This window comes from Nocardioides malaquae, from assembly GCF_015070385.1.
GTDB classification, from domain to species: Bacteria; Actinomycetota; Actinomycetes; order Propionibacteriales; family Nocardioidaceae; genus Nocardioides; species Nocardioides malaquae.
The window spans coordinates 229,409-247,143 of the sequence record NZ_JADCSA010000003.1 but is presented as its reverse complement, the minus strand read 5'-3'; the positions used below and the strand labels follow the sequence as shown (position 1 = coordinate 247,143).

Annotated in this window: 10 protein-coding genes; 6 read left to right on the top strand and 4 right to left on the bottom strand. The window is 71.8% G+C overall.

What is annotated here, in order from left to right; translation table 11 throughout:
* The first annotated feature begins 6 nt into the window (after positions 1–6).
* Positions 7–900: a sulfotransferase domain-containing protein gene (locus IEQ44_RS04855; RefSeq protein WP_193637279.1), complete on the top strand. Its 894-nt coding sequence runs from the start codon at positions 7–9 to the stop codon at positions 898–900.
* A 35-nt stretch (positions 901–935) separates the two neighbouring features.
* Here IEQ44_RS04855 and IEQ44_RS04850 read toward each other — a convergent pair whose 3' ends face one another.
* On the bottom strand, positions 936–2,171 hold the full coding sequence (locus IEQ44_RS04850; protein ID WP_193637278.1) for a hypothetical protein: 1,236 nt from the start codon (positions 2,169–2,171) through the stop codon (positions 936–938).
* A gap of 207 nt (positions 2,172–2,378) precedes the next feature.
* On the opposite strand from IEQ44_RS04850, the gene IEQ44_RS04845 reads away from it, so the two are divergent.
* A complete protein-coding gene (locus IEQ44_RS04845) occupies positions 2,379–5,498 on the top strand; it encodes a PKD domain-containing protein (protein WP_193637277.1) in 3,120 nt (1,039 codons plus the stop codon).
* A gap of 20 nt (positions 5,499–5,518) precedes the next feature.
* On the top strand, positions 5,519–8,008 hold the full coding sequence (locus IEQ44_RS04840; protein ID WP_193637276.1) for a PKD domain-containing protein: 2,490 nt from the start codon (positions 5,519–5,521) through the stop codon (positions 8,006–8,008).
* A gap of 18 nt (positions 8,009–8,026) precedes the next feature.
* Here IEQ44_RS04840 and IEQ44_RS04835 read toward each other — a convergent pair whose 3' ends face one another.
* Both IEQ44_RS04835 and IEQ44_RS04830 read right to left on the bottom strand, forming a co-directional pair.
* A complete protein-coding gene (locus IEQ44_RS04835) occupies positions 8,027–9,106 on the bottom strand; it encodes a glycoside hydrolase family 26 protein (RefSeq protein ID WP_193637275.1) in 1,080 nt (359 codons plus the stop codon).
* 79 nt (positions 9,107–9,185) lie between these two features.
* The gene (locus IEQ44_RS04830; RefSeq protein ID WP_193637274.1) at positions 9,186–11,213 is read right to left on the bottom strand and encodes a glycoside hydrolase family 26 protein; all 2,028 of its coding nucleotides are present in this window, start codon (positions 11,211–11,213) and stop codon (positions 9,186–9,188) included.
* 450 nt (positions 11,214–11,663) lie between these two features.
* Between IEQ44_RS04830 and IEQ44_RS04825 the strand changes: the two genes are divergently transcribed.
* Positions 11,664–12,440 (top strand): 3'(2'),5'-bisphosphate nucleotidase CysQ, encoded by a 777-nt coding sequence (locus tag IEQ44_RS04825; RefSeq protein WP_319804503.1) that lies wholly within the window; start codon positions 11,664–11,666, stop codon positions 12,438–12,440.
* Between the two features lie 76 nt (positions 12,441–12,516).
* Here IEQ44_RS04825 and IEQ44_RS04820 read toward each other — a convergent pair whose 3' ends face one another.
* Positions 12,517–13,197, bottom strand: a complete 681-nt coding sequence (locus tag IEQ44_RS04820; protein WP_193637273.1) for a hypothetical protein — start codon at positions 13,195–13,197, stop codon at positions 12,517–12,519.
* 213 nt (positions 13,198–13,410) lie between these two features.
* Between IEQ44_RS04820 and mfd the strand changes: the two genes are divergently transcribed.
* Both mfd and IEQ44_RS04810 read left to right on the top strand, forming a co-directional pair.
* Positions 13,411–16,992: a transcription-repair coupling factor gene (mfd, locus tag IEQ44_RS04815; protein WP_438861839.1), complete on the top strand. Its 3,582-nt coding sequence runs from the start codon at positions 13,411–13,413 to the stop codon at positions 16,990–16,992.
* Between the two features lie 9 nt (positions 16,993–17,001).
* Positions 17,002–17,724, top strand: coding sequence for a hypothetical protein (locus IEQ44_RS04810; RefSeq protein ID WP_193637272.1), 723 nt, complete (start codon positions 17,002–17,004; stop codon positions 17,722–17,724).
* The last annotated feature ends 11 nt before the right edge of the window (positions 17,725–17,735 follow it).

Below are 17,735 nucleotides of genomic sequence, written 5' to 3'. Positions count from 1 at the left end.
TCCCCCATGGTTTCGTTCGCGCAGCTCAAGGACCGCTCGCCCCGCTGGGTCAAGGACGCCGCCAACGTCGCCACGCGTGCCGCCGCCCTGGCCACCGCGTCGCAGCGTCCGGCGCCCGACTTCCTGGTGATCGGCACGAAGCGCGGAGGCACGACCTCGCTGCACAACTACCTGCTGATGCATCCCGGGGTGCTGGGGCTCTTCCCACAGAGCCGGGGCAAGAAGAGCACCGACTGGTTCTTCGCCGACTCCACGCACAGTGAGTCGTGGTACCGCTCGCACTTCCACACCGAGGCACACCGCGAGCGGGTGGCGGCCCGGGTCGGCCACCCGGTCATGGGTGGTGAGGCATCGCCCTACTACGTGTGGGACCCGCGCATCGCCGCCAAGGTCGCGGCGGTGGCGCCCAGCGTCAAGGCCGTGATGCTGGTGCGCGACCCGGTCGAGCGCGCCTGGTCGCACTACCAGGAGCGCACCCAGAACGGTGTCGAGCCGCTGGACTTCGCCGCCGCGCTCGCCGCCGAGGACCAGCGGCTCGAGGGTGAGCTCGAGCGGATGGCCGCCGACCCGGGCTACCACAGCACCGCGCACGACTGGTACTCCTACCGCTCGCGCGGGGTCTACCTTCCGCAGATCCAGAACTGGCTGCAGCACTTCGACCGCAAGCAGCTGCTGGTCCTGCGCAGCGAGGACCTCTACACCGACGTCCAGGCCGGGTTCGACGCGGTCTGCGACTTCCTCGGCCTGGGCTCGCACACGCTGCCCACCACCCGCACCTTCAACGCCTCGCACCGCAAGTCGAGCGTGCCCGAGCCGCAGCGCAGCGAGCTGGCGCGTTTCTTCGCGCCGCACAACGCCGCCCTGGCCGACTTCCTGGGCCGCGACCTCGACTGGACCTGACGGGTCCGGCCACCCCACCCCGTCAGCCCCACCAGTCAGCCCAGCAGGGTGCGCGCCTCGGCCAGGAACCGTCCCAGCTGGGCCGGGGTGACCCAGACCCGCTGCCAGCTGCCCTCGCGTGCCGCGAGCGCTGCGGCGCGCTCCACCATGGTCAGCGCGTGCACGGCTGCGACCACCCCGTGCGTCGTACGTCCGTGGCCGGCCGCCGTGAGGTGGTGCCGGGCGCGCTCCAGGCAGGTGGCCAGCGAGATCGCGTCGACGGGGCCGCTCTCGCGCAGCACGCTGAACTCCCAGTGCAGGGCGTCCAGGCCGGCGACCGCGTCCACCTCGCAGGACTCCCAGTCCCACGCCCACAGCTGGCCCGAGGAGTCCCGGGCGCAGTTCCACGGCGTGAGGTCACCGTGCCAGCGGGCCTGCACCGGCACCGTGCGCCGGTCCGCGTCGAGCCGGGCGAGCAGGTCGATCGCGGACGCCAGCACCTCGCGGGCGGCGGCGTCGCCCGACCCTGCAGCGGCGGTGGCGAGCCGGCGTCCGACGGCACGCAGGTGGGCGGTGGCGCCGGGGCGGGCGTGGCGCTCGAGGGGGCACAGGGCGTACAGCTCTGCCGACGTCGGGGCCTGCTGGGCGCCCCGCAGTCCCCGCACGTCGCTGGGCAGGGGCTCGACGACGACCACGGGCCGGCCGCCCTGGGTGAAGGAGGCGAGCAGCCGGGGCGCCCGCATCGCGGCGGTGACTCCGCCGACCTCACGCAGGGCGCGGACCTCGGTCGAGACGTAGGCGTCGGCGGTGGTGTTCCACCCGAGCTTCGCGAAGCCCACCGCGCTGCCGGCGTCGTCGACCAGCTGCAGGGTCGCCTTGCGGTTGGCGCCTGTGCGGACGCCGAAGGTGGCCCACAGGTGGTGGTGGCCCAGCTCGCGGGCCAGGCACGCCAGTGGCAGCCCCCGGGCGTCGGCCGCGGTGCGGGCGCGCACCACGACCTGGTGGCGCGAGAGCGGAAGGCCCACCGTCGCTGCGAGCCCGAGCGCCCGCCGACCCAGGTGGGCGGCGGGACGGCGCAGCCCGCGGTGGTCGCCGGTGGCAGCCCGCAGCACGGGGGAGGGCGCGACCGGCAGCAGGAGGCGGGCCCGGCCCGGGTCGGGCAGCACCCAGTAGCGCTCGGCCTCGATCCAGTCGGGTCCGGGCTGGTCCGGCCCGGGGTCAACGGTCACGCGGACCCCGTCGGTCGCCCCGGGGGCCCACAGCTGTTCGACGAGGAGCTCAAGCGCGTTCACGCGGTCACAGTAGCGAGGTGCGGAGGGCGGCGAGCCGCCTTCCGTCCCACCTGCCCCACGGGACGGCCGTGGCATACCGCATATCCGGCAAATGGAGGTCGCCCGGGCTGCGTCGCGGTGTGACGGACCTAGCATCAGCGATGTGCCCGTCCTGGACGGGCCGTGGCGCAGTCAGCGGCGCCACGTCACGAATCACTGGGGGTCTTGATGTCGTCGTTCAAGCGCGCCGTTGCACTCGGCGTTGCTCTGCTCGTGCCGGGGGTGGTGACGCCTGTGGCGTCCGCCTCCCTGACGGCGGAACCCGCCGGCCGGGCAGCGGTCCAGGCCATCGACGCGGCGGTGCTCGGCACGAGCCCGGAGACGGCCGCCGGGTCCTGCTGGGAGATCAAGCAGGCTCGCTCCTCGGCGCGCAACGGCTCCTACTGGCTGCTGACCCCCTCCATGCCCGCTCCCGCCCAGTTCTACTGCGACCAGACCACCGACGGTGGCGGTTGGGTGCTGATCGGCAAGGGACGCGACGGCTGGACCACCGAGTACGCGGGCAAGGGCAACGCCGCTGCGTTGCAGAGCCCCGACACGGTGCCGATGTCGTCGGTCACCCACCAGCTGCCCTCCACCACGGTCGACCAGCTGCTCGACGGCGGTCGGCCCGACGCCCTCAGCGAGGGGGTGCGGGTCCGCCGCGCCCGCAACACCGGGGGCACGCAGTGGCAGGAGGCGCGGTTCACGTTCGCCGACAAGTCGCGGTGGAGCTGGACCTTCGGCGCCGAGCACCGGATCGCGACCTGGAAGTTCGACACCCTACCGGGGTGGGGTGGCACGAGTGAGTCGTTCGGCACCGGCCAGTCCTACAGCCGCATGGTCAACACCACCGATTCCGACAAGAAGTACCGCGTCGGCTTCGGCTACGGCTCCTGGGTGCGAGGCAGCACCTCCGCCTCGAGCTACATGTGGTCAGCGACCCGCACCGGCCCTGCCCTGCCCTACGCGCAGGTCTACCTGCGCCCTCGCATCACCTCGACCGACCCCGACTTCCAGCGCATCGGTGACAACGGCGCCCCGGCCCGCCCCAACCGTCCGGGTCTCAACTCCAACGCCCTGGCCAACCCGTGGGGTGTGAGCGGGCTCCAGGGCAGCACGACCACCGAGGGCAACGTCGAGGTGCAGGCGTTCACCGAGTCGAACGGTCGCATGTACGTCGGCGGCAACTTCCGCTACGTCCAGCGCGACGCCACAGGCACCGGCCGCGTGGAGCAGCCCTTCCTGGCGGCCTTCGACATCGCGACCGGCGAGTGGGACCCGTCCTTCCGGCCGGTGCTCAACGAGCAGGTGCGGGCCCTGGCCACCCTGCCCGACGGCAGCGTCGTGGCTGCCGGTGCCTTCAGCCGCGCCAACGGTCAGCCGGCCACGGCCGTCGTGGCGCTCGACCCGGCCACGGGGGCGACCCGCTCCTCGTGGAGCCTCACCGTCGAGAACCGGGCCTCCGGCGGGGTGCTCAACATCCGCACCCTCGACGTCGCGGGCAACCACCTCTACCTGGGTGGCGCCTTCACGCACCTGGCCGGAGGCACAGCCCCCTCCACGGTGACCTACTCCCGCGGCGCGGCCCGGGTCGACCTCGCGACCGGCACCCCGGACCGCAACTGGAACCCCGACTTCAACGGCAGCGTGATCGACCTCGACGGCTCCGACGACGGCGCGCGGGTCTACGCCGCGGGCTACTTCAGCACGTCGAAGGGTGTCACCGCCCCACGCGTCGCCTCGGTGACCACCGCTCCGGGCGCAGGCCTGGACGGCCCCGCCTGGCGTCCGACCTGGAGCAACCGGGACGACAACTACCAGCAGGCGGTGCAGCAGGTCGGCAACCGGGTCTTCGCCGGCGGTGCCCAGCACTCCCTCTTCGGGTTCGACACCGGCAGCTTCTCGCGGATCAGCAGCAACATCATGAAGAAGGGCGGCGACGTCCAGGCCGCCGTGACCGACGGTGACCTGCTCTACGCCTCCTGCCACTGCGCCCAGTGGACCTACTCCGGTGCCACCACGTGGGAGACCCTCAACTCCGGCTGGCACCAGGCCGACACCATCAAGTGGCTCGGCGTGTGGGACCCGGCGACCGGCGAGTACCTGCCCGAGTTCGTGCCCAACCTGTCGATGCGGCTGGGGTCCGGCCCGTGGGCCCTCGAGGTCGACAGCACGGGCACGCTCTGGGCGGGCGGCGACATCCTGACCGCCCGCACCGGCAAGGGCCAGGTCTTCGCCGGCGGCTTCGCCCGATTCCAGCGCACCGACTCCACCGCCCCGGGCGCGCCGGGCAACTTCCGGGTCGACCAGGAGACCGCCTCGACGGTGACCCTGCGCTGGCAGCCGACCCCGGACCCCAGCGGTGTCACCTACCAGCTGCTGCGCGACGACCGACCGGTCGCCACCCTGCCCGGTGGCACCACCACGGTGACGGTGCCACGCGTCGACGGTGAGCGTTACTTCGTGCGGGCCACCGACAACCGCGGCAACGTCGGGCCCAGCACCCCGGTGCTCACCATCGGTGGTCCGCCGGTCAACCAGCCGCCGGTCGCCGCCTTCTCGGCCACGGTCGCCGACCGCACGGTCACGCTCGACGGCACCGGCTCCAGCGACGACCGGGGCATCACGAGCTGGTCGTGGGACCTCGGTGACGGCACCACCCGCACCGGTGCCTCGGTGACCCACACCTACGCCCAGCACGGGGCGTACGAGGTCACGCTCACCGTGACCGACGCCGCCGGGCTGACCTCGACCACGACGCGCACCCTGCGCACCGAGACGACCCAGGACCCGCAGGTGATCCCTGCCGGCTCGACGTGGAAGTGGTACTACCGCCCCGCCGCCCCGCCCGCGCAGTGGACGGCCACCACCTTCGACGACTCCGGCTGGGAGAGCGGCGCCGGCCACCTCGGCTGGGGTGCGCCGGAGGTCGTGACCTCCCTGGACCTCTACGAGGACCCGACCACCCGACCGGTCACGGCGTACTTCCGTCGGACCTTCCACCTCGGCAACCTCGACGGGGTGCGCAGCCTGCGCATCCAGGCGGTGGCCAACGACGGTGCGGTGGTCCACGTCAACGGCGTCGAGGTCGGACGGCAGAACATGCGCGACGGCGCCGTGACCCACACGACGTACGCCCCCACGGCCCGACGTCACGCCGTGGCCAGCGCCGCCCCGTTGGTCGTCGACGTGCCCGTCTCCCTGCTGGTCGAGGGAGCCAACGTGGTCTCGGTCGACACCCACGTCAACTACCGGCGCACCCCCGACCTCACCTTCGACCTCAGCGCCCTGCTGGTCAGCGACTAGCGCCCCCTGGAGGGACCGTCATGGAGATGCCGCGCCGCACGAGCCCTCGCCCCGCCCCGGGCCTTGCCGTGGTCCCCGCCCTGCTGGCGCTGGTGGCCTCGATGCTCACCGGCCTGGTGGTCGCGGCGCCCGCGGCGGAGGCCGCTCCGGTGGTGGGCAGCACGCCGGCGGTGTCCTGGCGGGTGGACGGACGGGTGTACGCCACCCAGGTCATCGGCAACACGGTGGTCGTGGGGGGATCCTTCACGACCGCCACCAGCCCCACGGGCGAGTCCGTCGCGCGCAGGAACCTGGCAGCGTTCCGGCTCGACACCGGTGAGTTGGTGCGCTCCTGGCGTGCCGACGCCGGCAGCACGGTCCGCGCCATCGACCACGACGGCACGTGGCTCTACGTCGGCGGTGCCTTCGCCCGGATCGGCGGTGCGCTCACCGGCACCGTGGGTCGCGTACGGATCTCCGACGCGCAGGTGGACCCCGGTTTTGGGGTGCAGACCGACCGGCCGGTGCGAGCCCTCGACGTGCGCGACGGGGTGGTGTGGGTCGGCGGGGCCTTCACGACCGTCAACGGCGAGCCCCGGGAGCGGATCGCCAAGGTCGACGCCACCACCGCGGCGCTGGACCCGACCTTCCGGCCGACCGTCAACAACGACGTCTGGGGCATCGTCAAGAACCCCACTTCCGACACCGTCTACGTCTCCGGCAACTTCGGGCTCGCCGGAGGCGTCGCCCGGGCGGGGGTCGCCGCCCTCAACGGCACCACCGGCGCGGTGCGGCCCACCGTCTTCACCTCGTCGTCGCGCCCGACGCTCGGCCTGGACATCAACGACGCCGGCACGAGGCTCTTCGGTGCCGGCGGATCGGGCGCCAACACCATGGCCGCCTGGAGCACGACCACGGGGGCGAGGGTCTGGCGACACGTGGTCATGGGCGACGTGCAGGGCGTCACGCACCACCGCGGTCAGGTCTACTTCGGCTTCCACGACGGCTACGACGACGACACGACCATCAAGGTGCTCGCGGCCGACGAGGCCACCGGCGTGCTCGACCCGGCGTTCCGGCCGCGGTTCAACGCCTTCTGGGGGGTCTTCGCGATCGCGGCCAGCGACGCGGGCGTCGTGGTGGGCGGGGAGTTCACCGCCGTCTCGGGCGTGCCCGCCCAGGGGTGGGCACGCTTCATGGCGACCGGCGTGACCACGCCGCCCCCGCCGCCCACCACGTCGCTGACCGCCTTCGTGACCGCGGAGACACCGTGGCGCTACTGGGACGGGCCCGGTCTCGCCAACGGCTGGCAGCAGCCCGCCCACGACGACTCGGCCTGGGTCACCGGCGCCGGCCACTTCGGCTACGGCGACGGCGACGAGACGGTCGTGCTGCGCTCGTCCGCCGGCGGCACCCGCTCCATCACCTCCTACTTCCGCACCACCTTCGAGGTGGCGCAGACCCCGACGGAGGACCTGACCCTCGAGCTGGTGGCCGACGACGGCGCGGTGGTGCACCTCAACGGCGTCGAGGTGGTGCGCGACAACATGCCTCCCGGCCCGGTGTCGGCGTCGACGCGGGCAGCGTCGAACCGCTCCGGAGCCGCGGAGAACGTCGCCCGCAACTTCACCGTGCCGGCCAAGGCGGTGCGTACGGGCACCAACACCCTCGCGGTGGAGGTGCACCAGGACTCCTCCAGCTCCTCCGACCTGAGCTTCGCGGCGGCGTTGCTGGGCACGGTGCCCCTCGCCGCCCCGGTGAACCAGGCGCCCGTGGCGCGGGCCACGGCGCAGGTCGACGGGCGTACGGTCACCCTCGACGCCACCGCGTCCAGCGACGACGCCGGCATCACCGGCTACGAGTGGGAGCTGGGTGACGGTGCCACCGCCACCGGTGGGTTGGTCACGCACACCTACGCGGCCGGCGGCTCCTACCCGGTCACCCTGCGGGTGCGTGACGCTGCCGGCGCCGTGGGCACCACCACGCTGCAGGTCGACGTCGCCGAGACCGTCACCACCACGCTGGTGGGCCTCGGGGCGAGCTGGAAGTGGTACCACCAGCTCCGGGCACCCGGAGCGGGGTGGGCCGCGCGAGGCTTCGACGACTCCGCCTGGGCCACCGGCGGCGCCCTGCTGGGCTGGGGTGCGCCCGAGGTGGTGACCGACGTCAACCCGTTCGCCACGGCCGCCGAGCGACCCGTGACCTCCTACTACCGGCGCGCGGTGACGGTGACCGACCTCGCGTCGGTGGTCGGCCTGCGGCTGACGGCGATCGCCAACGACGGGGCCGTGGTGCACGTCAACGGCGTCGAGGTGGGGCGCCAGAACATGCGCGACGGCGCGGTGACCCACACGACGTACGCCCCCACGGCGCGCCGCCACGCCGTCGCCGCCGCGAACCCCCTCGTCGTGGACGTGCCGGCTGCACTTCTGGTCGAGGGCACGAACGTGATCGCCGTCGAGACCCACGTCAACTACCGCAACACCCCCGACGTCACCTTCGGGGCCCAGCTCGACCTGGTGCGCCGCTGACGCGGCGGTCGGACGCCCTCAGTCGCGGCTCCAGCGCACCCACTTCTTCCAGACCTGCACCGAGGGCCGGTCGAGGAGGATGAACTCGCCGTTGCGCGTGGACTGGTAGTAGGTCACGAACGCCGCGCCCCGGTCGGCGAACCACTGCGCGGTGGCGTCGAGCCACTCGGCGCGCTCCTCGCCGCTCGGGTCCTGGGGGGTGCGCATCGTCCCGGTCTCCGCGATGCCCCAGGGCTTGCCCGACTCCTCGGACGCCTCGACGACGGAGGCGAAGAGCGCCTCGGGGGACTCGTAGCTCGTCGGCTGCACGGTGGCGCCGTTGTAGGGGTCCCAGGCGACCACCGAGACGTAGTCGTCACCGGCGTAGTAGTCGCGCCAGTCGCGCTCGGAGGCCTCCTTCGAGGTCCATCCGGTGAGGATCATCGTGGGGAACAGGTTGTCGCGGCACTGCTCCTGCGCCAGACGCACGACGTGCCGGAAGGCCTCGCGATACTGCGCCGCGGTGAACTGGCCCTCCATGATGAGCGGCTCGGGCTCGTGGATGTAGCTCCACAGGATCTGCGGGCGGGTCGGAGCGGTGCGGAAGTAGTCACGCAGTTGCGCGTCGTAGCGCCCCGCGAGCACGTCGCCAGGGGGCATCCGGAACGACGTGACGAGCATCCGGTCGCCGATCGCGGCCTGACGACGTGACCAGGCGCCGGCGGGGGGCATCTCGGGGTCGAACGTGCGGATCACCGCCATGCGACCGAAGCGCGCCTCCTCGTCGGCCAGCGACTGGGGCAGCAGCTTGGTGCTCGTCGAGATGCTGGCGCCGAAGAGCGTGCGGTCCGGCTCCGGCAACGCGGGGGCCATCGGGCACCGTTCGGTGGGGTCGGCGGAGGGTGCGGGTGTCCGCGTCCGCGACGGGGAGGCGGCCGGAGTGGTCGGCTTCCTCGTCGGGGCCGGTGGCTTCGGTCGGGTCTTGCGTGACGGTTCCGGGCTCGACGACGCCTCGGGGTCGGCCCTCGGGCGCTCACCCTCGTCGCCGCTGCACGCGGCGAGGCTGCCCAGGAGCACGGTGGTGGTGACGGCCAGTGCGGCCAGACGCAAACGGTTCACGAACGACTTCCCCCCTCGGGGGCAGAGGCTAGTCGCCGCGGCCGGCCGAGGGGGGGAAGTTCCAGCGAGTGGTCGCCGGTCAGCTCGAGGACTGCACCCACTTCTTCCAGGTGGTGCGCGACGGCTCGTCGAAGAGACGGAACTCGTTGTCGCGGTTGGACTGGAAGTAGGTCACCCAGGCGGCGCCCTTGGCGTGGAAGTAGGCGCCGACCTTGTCGAGCCACTTGGCCCGCTCGGTGCCGGTGTCACCGGGCACCAGGGCGCTGCCGGTCTCGGCGATGCCCCAGGGCTTGCCCGACTCCTGTGAGGCCCGCAGCACGGGGGCGTACAGGGTGGCGGGGTCCTTGTAGTGGGTCGGGATCGAGGTGGCGAAGTTGTAAGGGTCCCACGCCACGACGGAGATGTAGTCGTCACCGGCGTAGTAGTTGCGCCAGTCGCGCTTGGAGGCGGGGTCAGCCGTCCAGCCGGTGAGGATCATCGTCGGGTAGAGGTTGTCCTTGCACAGCGACCCGACCAGGTCGACGACGTGGCGCCAGGCCGCGCGGTACTCGGCGAACGTGAAGCTGCCGTTGACGATGTGCGGCTCGGGCTCGTGGAAGTAGCTCCAGAAGATCGGCTTGTTGGTCGGGGCGTTGCGGTAGAAGTCGAGGATCGCCGCGTCGTAGCGACCGGTCACGACCTCGCGGGGGTGCTCACGGAAGGAGTGGACCACCGTGCGGTCGTTGAGGAAGGTGCGTCGTGACCAGGCGCCGGCCGGGGGGACCGTGGGGTCGAACTGGCGCACGACCGGCATCTTGCCGAAGAGTCCGTCGTTCTTGGCGAGTGCCTCGGCGGCCGAGCCGTCGGCGCTGGAGAGGCTGCTGCCGAAGAGGGTCTTGTCGCTGACGTAGTCCGGCGCCTTCTGGCACGTCGGGGCCGGAGCGGCCGTGGGCGCGGCGGTCGGGGCCGTCGTCGGAGCGGTGGTGGGCGCCGTGGTCGGGGCCGTCGTCGGTGCCGTGGTGGGTGCCGTGGTCGGGGCGGTCGTCGGCGCGCTGGTGGGGGCCGTCGTCGGGCTGGCCGTGGGGGCCGTGGTCGGGGCCGTCGTCGGCGCGGGCGCCGTGGTGGGCGCCACGGTCGGCGCCGGCGCGGTGGTGGGCGCGGGTGCCGTGGTGGGCGTCGGCGTGGGGGTCGGCGCGGGCGCCGTGGTGGGCGTCGGCGTGGGGGTCGGCGTGGGGGTCGGAGCCGGGGCGGTGGCCACGCCGGGGCGGGTCATGGCGATCTCGAGGACCGGGCTCTGGGCACCCTCGGTGCCGAGCAGGATCTTGGTGCCGTAGCGGTTGACCTCGAGCGACTCACCCTGGCGGCGCGACGGGAGCGTGACGACGGCGGGCTGCTCGCCGAACGACCGGTAGGTGTAGGCGTGGGTGTAGCTGCTCAGCACGATCGTGCGGCCGTCGGGGGCGAAGCTGCCGGCGGTGATCTTCGACGGGGCGTCGGCGATCCGGCGGAGCCTGTTGGCCGACGAGGTCGAGAGGGTGGCCGGGGCCTCGTAGACGCCGGCCCCGGTGTCGGACTTCGAGACGATGTAGAGGCGACCGGAGGTCGGGTGGACCAGGAGGGCCTCGGCGTCACGAGCGCGGTCGGGGTAGGTGAAGGTGAACTTCGTGGTCGACACGTCCACGGTGCGCCCGTCCTCGGGCACGTACTGCGGCTCGTTGAACCGGTAGACCACGACCTGGGAGCGCTTGCGGGGGTTGTCGCCGATGTCACCGACCCACAGCGTGCGGTCGGGGCCCGTGGTGATGTCTTCCCAGTCGTTGTGGCTCGCGCCCTGGAGTCGGAGCACGGCGCGGGTGCGGCCGGCGTTGTTCACCGCGAAGACGCGGTTGGAGTCACCGCTGTCGTTGTGGGTGAAGAGCATGTCGCGGGCGAAGGTGCTGCGCGCGAGCCCGCTCGACTCGGTGACCCGGGCGTCGGTGAGGGTCCGCTCGACCCGGTGCTCGACGACGGTGGAGGTGGTGGCGGTGGCGGGGGCCAGCGCGGTGGTGGGGGCGGTGAGGCCCATCGTGAGGGCGGATCCAGCTACGACAGTGAGCCCGAGACCGCGGATTGCAGCGCTCTTCAGCACAGCACATCCCTTTCTGTGTACTGGTGCTCCGTCGCGTCAGGGCGCACGGTCACCGGCGACGCACAGGGCGAGGTGTGGCCTGTGCGGGCAGGGGAGTGGGGCCCCTGCACGGGGGCGAGGACGCGGTCGGTGGACCAGGTCGCTCGGCGGGAGGCCGGTGGACTCGGCAGGAGAAGAGGAAGCCTCTGTCCGGCGGCCGTGGAGTCAGTGACTCTCGATGGTGCCGCGGTACCAAGCGGCTTATACCTAATAATGTAGATGAGCCAGCCCCCCTGTGTCACATCCGCGTACCTAATGAGAGGTATTCCACACTGGGGTGGGTCCCGTTCGGAGGAGATCGGCGGAGAACGGCCCTGTCATCCGATCCGGCATGACCCGATCGGGCTATACCCGGCTTGCTGGTCAGTCGGCCTCCTGTGACGGGAGCAACGGCTGGGTAGGCTGCGACGCGTGAGCACACAGACCCAGATCCCCGCCGCCGCCCGCACCGACGACCACGCCTTCGCGGTCTGGGCTGCGGAGCAGGCCGGTGCCCGACTCCTCCAGGTGCGTGAGGAGGGCCTGGAGGGCAAGGCGCTCAAGGACGCCGGCGATGCCGCGGCCCAGGAGCTCCTCGCCGCGTTGCTGGCCGAGCACCGTCCCGAGGACAAGGTGCTCTCGGAGGAGGCGATGGACGACAAGTCGCGCCTCGACGCCCGGCGTGTGTGGATCATCGACCCGCTCGACGGCACCCGTGAGTTCTCCGAGCCGCCGCGCGACGACTGGGCGGTGCACGTGGCCCTCTGGGTCGACGGCGACCTGGCTGCCGGCGCGGTGGCCCAGCCGGCGCTGGGTGAGACCTTCAGCACCGCACTGCCGTCGGTCGTGCCGCCGCGCACCTCCGAGCGTCCGCGCATCGCCGTGTCGCGGTCGCGGCCGCCGGCCTTCGTGGAGGCGTTGGCCGCCGAGCTCGACGCCGAGCTCGTGCCGATGGGCAGCGCCGGGGTGAAGGTGATGAGCGTCGTGCGCGACGTGGCCGACGCCTACGTGCACGCTGGTGGACAGTACGAGTGGGACAACGCGGCACCTGTGGCCGTGGCCCGTGCGGCCGGGCTCTTCTGCTCGCGCGTCGACGGCGCTGACCTCGTCTACAACAAGGACGACGTGCAGCTGCCCGACCTGATCGTCTGCCGCCCGGAGCTCGCCGAGGAGATCATCGACTTCGTCAAGCGTCACGGGGTGGGCTGAGGCGGGCCGACCCCCGGACGCACGAGACGCCCCGCCGTGACCGGCGGGGCGTCTCGTCGTTTCAGCCGCGAGGGGGTCAGTAGACCCGGGCGGTGACCGTGTATTTCAGGCCCGCGTAGTTCTTGTCACCCTTGACGATGAAGCGGTAGTACCACACGCCCTTGCGCTTGGGCAGCTTGGTGGCGTACTTGCCCTTCTTGTTCGTCTTGATCGTGCGGAACTTCTTGAAGCCCCTTTTCTGGCGCTTCGAGACCTTGATGACGATCTTCTTCTTGCCGTACTTCGGGGTCACCCGACCCTTGACCTTGAAGGTGCGGTCGTTGCCGGAGAAGGTGAACTTGCGCTGTACCTTGATCTTCATCGAGCCCGACTGGCTGGCCACGTAGGTGTCACCGCTGTAGGAGTCGCTACCACCCTGGTAGACGGCGCGGTAGTCGGTGTTCTTCTTGGGCACCACGTCGGAGAAGCTGACGTAGCTGCTGGCGTCCGCCGTGCGGATCGTCTTCCAGCTGCTGCCCGCGGTCTTGGCCTGCAGAGCCACGTCGCCGTCGTAGACGCTGGTGCCGGCCGAGGTCTTCACCGAGGCCACGATGTAGGGCTTGGAGCCGCTCTTGAACACGATCTTCTTTGACGACGCGTCGATGGTGGTCACCGTGGTGACGTCGGCCGCGTGGGCCGGGGCGGCCGCGAGGGCGACGGGCACCAGGCCCAGCAGCGCGCCGGAGACGACTCCGGCGATGAGGCGTTGGATACGCATGGAAAGCCTTTCTTACGGGGACGGCCGAGAGTCGGCCTGACGCCTCCTACCCGGGAACCTTCCGTTCAACCATGCAACGTGATGGTGGTTTAGACCAATGTCCGCCAGCATGTGGGAAGTGTGGCCCGAGGGTCCGACCCGTAGAATCGACGGGCCCGTCCGCTCCTCGGTCGGGGCCCGTTCGTGCGCCGAGAGGACAGCGTGACCACCCCCATCCGGCCCGTCGCCGACCTGCCCAGCCCTTTGGTCCGTTTCTCGGAGCGCCTCCTGGAGGACTCCGTGCTCGGGCGTGCGGTCACGGAGTCCGCGACGTCTCGCACCCTGGACCTCACCGGACCTTCGACGGTGCGTCCGTTCGTGGTCCACGGGTTGGCGTTGGCCGGCCGCACGGTGCTGGCGGTGACCTCCACGGAGCGGGAGGCCGAGGACCTGGTCGCCGAGCTGGGATGCCTCGTCGACCCCGACGAGGTGGCCCTCTACCCGAGCTGGGAGACGCTGCCGCACGAGCGCCTCAGTCCCCGCAGCGACACGGTCGGCCGCCGTCTGGCCGTGCTGCGGCGTCTCGTCCATCCCGGCCGGGGGGCGGCCAACGGGCCGCTGCGGGTCGTGGTCGCGCCGATCCGCGCCGTGCTGCAGCCCCAGGTCAAGGGGCTGGCCGACATCGCCCCGGTCGAGCTGACCGCCGGCGAGAGCCATGCGCTCGACGAGGTGGTCGCGGGGTTGGCGGGCGCGGCCTACACCCGCGTCGACATGGTGGAGAAGCGCGGCGAGTTCGCCGTGCGCGGCGGGCTGGTCGACGTCTTCCCGCCCACCGAGGAGCACCCGCTGCGCGTGGAGTTCTTCGGCGACGAGGTCGACGAGATCCGGACCTTCTCGGTCGCCGACCAGCGCACGCTGGAGAAGGTCGACCGGCTGTGGGCCCCTCCCTGCCGCGAGCTCCTGCTGACCGACGAGGTGCGTGAGCGGGCCGCGGCCTTGGGCCGCTCCCATCCGCAGCTGCTGGAGATCACCGACCGCATCGCGCAGGGCATCGCCACCGAGGGCATGGAGTCGTTGGCGCCGGTGCTCGTCGACGAGATGGAGCTGCTCGTCGACCTGCTGCCCACCGGCACGACCGTCGTCGTCTTCGACCCCGAGCGGGCCCGCACCCGCGCCCACGACCTCGTGGCGACCAGCGAGGAGTTCCTCGGCGCCTCCTGGGCGGCTGCCGCCAGCGGTGGCACTGCGCCGATCGACCTCGGGGCCGCCTCCTACCGCGAGATGGGGGAGGTGCGCGAGCACGCCCTGGGCCGCGGACTGGGCTGGTGGTCCGTCAGCCCGTTCGGCATCGACGACGAGGGACAGGTCACCGACGTCGACGCCCTCGCCGGCGCCGTGGAGTCCCGCGCGCTGGGCATGGCACCCGCGGAGGAGTACCGCGGCGACTTCGAGCGGGCCGTGCGTGACCTCCGGGGCTGGCTCGACCAGTCGTACGCCGTCACCACCGTGCACGCCGGCCACGGCACCGCGCAGCGGATGATGGAGCTGCTCGCCGAGCACGACGTGCCCGCCGCGCTGGTCGAGGACGGTGAGCCCGCCGGCCCCGGCGTCGTCACGGTCACCTGTGGCAGCGTCGCCCACGGCCTCGTCGACCCGACCACCCGCAGCGTCCTGGTGACCGGCGACGATCTGACCGGGCAGAAGTCCTCGACGCGCGACATGCGCAAGATGCCGACGCGGCGCAAGAAGCAGATCGACCCGCTCGAGCTCAAGGCCGGCGACTTCGTCGTGCACGAGAAGCACGGCGTCGGCAAGTTCATCGAGATGAAGCAGCGCGTCGTCCAGGGGGCGACGCGGGAGTACCTCGTGCTCGAGTACGGCTCCTCCAAGCGCGGTGCGCCGCCGGACCGGCTCTACGTGCCGGCCGACACCCTCGACCAGGTGACCCGCTACGTCGGCGGCGAGCAGCCCAGCCTCGACCGCCTCGGCGGGGCCGACTGGACCGCCCGCAAGAACCGCGCGCGCAGGGCGGTCAAGGAGATCGCCGCCGAGCTGATCAAGCTGTACGCCGCGCGCCAGGCGACCAAGGGCTACGCGTACGGCCCCGACACCCCGTGGCAGCGCGAACTGGAGGACGCCTTCCCCTTCACCGAGACTCCCGACCAGCTCAGCACGGTCGAGGAGGTCAAGGCCGACATGCGCCAGACCGTCCCGATGGACCGGCTGATCTGCGGCGACGTCGGCTACGGCAAGACCGAGATCGCCGTGCGCGCTGCCTTCAAGGCCGTCCAGGAGGGCAAGCAGGTCGCGGTGCTCGTGCCCACCACCCTGCTGGTCACCCAGCACCTGTCGACCTTCACCGAGCGGATGAGCGGCTTCCCGGTCGTGCTCAAGGCGCTGAGTCGTTTCCAAAGCGACAAGGAGGCCAAGGAGGTCATGGCGGCGATGGCCGACGGCACCGTCGACATCGTGGTCGGCACCCACCGTCTGCTCAACCCCGACGTCCGCTTCAAGGACCTCGGACTGATCATCGTCGACGAGGAGCAGCGCTTCGGCGTCGAGCACAAGGAGGCGATGAAGCGGCTGCGCACCAGCGTCGACGTGCTCTCCATGTCGGCCACGCCGATCCCGCGCACGCTCGAGATGGCGATCACCGGCATCCGGGAGATGTCGACGATCACCACCCCGCCCGAGGAGCGCCACCCGGTGCTCACCTACGTCGGGGGCTACGAGGACCGCCAGGTGATCGCCGCGGTGCGCCGCGAGCTGTTGCGCGACGGCCAGGTCTTCTACATCCACAACCGCGTGCAGTCGATCGAGAAGGCCGCCGGCAAGCTGCGCGAACTGGTGCCCGAGGCGCGCGTCGCCGTCGCCCACGGCCAGATGAACGAGAAGCAGCTCGAGCAGGTGATGCTCGACTTCTGGGAGAAGAAGTTCGACGTGCTGGTCTGCACGACGCTCGTCGAGTCCGGCCTCGACGTCTCCAACGCCAACACGATGATCATCGAGCGCGCCGACACCCTCGGCCTGAGCCAGCTCCACCAGCTGCGCGGCCGCGTCGGTCGGTCGCGGGAGCGGGCGTACGCCTACTTCCTCTACCCGAGCGAGAAGCCGCTGACCGAGACCGCCCACGAGCGGCTCGCGACCCTGGCGCAGCACTCCGACCTGGGTGGCGGCATGGCGATCGCGATGAAGGACCTCGAGATCCGTGGCGCGGGCAACCTGCTCGGCGGGCAGCAGTCGGGCCACATCGCCGACGTGGGCTTCGACCTGTACGTCCGCCTCGTCGGTGAGGCCGTCGCCGACTACCGCGGCGAGGAGACCGACGAGCTCGACGAGGTGCGCATCGACCTGCCCGTCGACGCCCACCTGCCGCACGACTACGTCTCGACCGAGCGCCTGCGTCTGGAGATGTACAAGCGGCTCTCGGAGGTGCGCAACGACACCGACGTCGACGAGATCCGCGCCGAGCTGGTCGACCGCTACGGCACCCCGCCCGACGTGGTCGAGTCGCTGCTGGTGGTCGCCCGCCTGCGGGCCCGCGCCCGCGCGGCGGGTCTGACCGACATCGTGGTGATGGGCAAGAACATCCGGTTCTACCCGGTCAGGGAGCTGCCCGACTCGCGGGTCGTGCGGCTCAACCGGATGTATCCCAAGTCGCGCCTGCACAGCCAGAACGACGCACTCATGGTGCCGCGTCCGCTCGGGTCGGCGAAGGGCTCCGGGGTCGTGCTGCTTGAATGGGCCCGTGGTGTGATCGATCACATCGTCGACCCGCCCGCCACGCCGCCGCCGTCCCAGACGCCGTCCAGCTAGGAGTCACCCGTGCCTCGTGCCCGCGTCCGTCGTTCCCTGGTTCCTGCGCTCGCCGTGAGTGCGCTGCTCGCGCTCGCCGGGTGTGGCGGAGGCGTGACCGACGCCGCGACCTCGCCGGGCACGGCCGCCCGCATCGGTGACGTGGAGCTCTCCCGCGCCACCGTCGACCGCACCGCCGAGGCGATCTGCGCCGACCTGGAGCCCCAGTTCATCGAGGCCGCGGCCCCCGTGGAGATGCTGCAGATCCGCCAGTACGCCCTCAGCCTGCTCACTGCCCGCGCCCAGGCCGAGCAGGTGGCCGAGGCCTACGACGTGGACCCCGGCCCCGAGGTGACCCAGGACCTCAACCAGCGACGTCAGGGAGCCGACGAGGTGCCCGAGGAGCTGACCGACGAGTTCGTGACCGCGATGAACACCGAGGTCTACGTCACCTCCGTGCTGCGTCGTGTCGGCGAGGCCTCGCTGCGGTCCGAGGGCGTGCGTCGCCCCGGCCAGGACGCCGCCATGCAGCGGGGCTCGGAGCTCTTCGGCCAGTGGGCCACCGAGGCAGACGTCTCCTTCGACCCGCGCTACGGCGTCGACGTCGAGGAGGGACAGCTGGTCCCGAATCGCGGCGGCACCTCCTTCCCCGTGAGCGAGCAGGCGGAGAAGGCGTGGACCAGCCTCAGCGACCCCCAGAACGCCGACCCTGACTACGCCTCCTCGCTGCCCGAGTCGCAGCGCTGCGGCTGACCTCTGGTCCA

Coding starts and splice junctions, on each gene's coding strand:
- IEQ44_RS04845 (WP_193637277.1), top strand. CDS start 2,379: ATGTCGTCGTTCAAGCGCGCCGTTGCACTCGGCGTTGCTCTGCTCGTG.
- IEQ44_RS04820 (WP_193637273.1), bottom strand. CDS start 13,197: ATGCGTATCCAACGCCTCATCGCCGGAGTCGTCTCCGGCGCGCTGCTG.
- IEQ44_RS04855 (WP_193637279.1), top strand. CDS start 7: ATGGTTTCGTTCGCGCAGCTCAAGGACCGCTCGCCCCGCTGGGTCAAG.
- IEQ44_RS04840 (WP_193637276.1), top strand. CDS start 5,519: ATGGAGATGCCGCGCCGCACGAGCCCTCGCCCCGCCCCGGGCCTTGCC.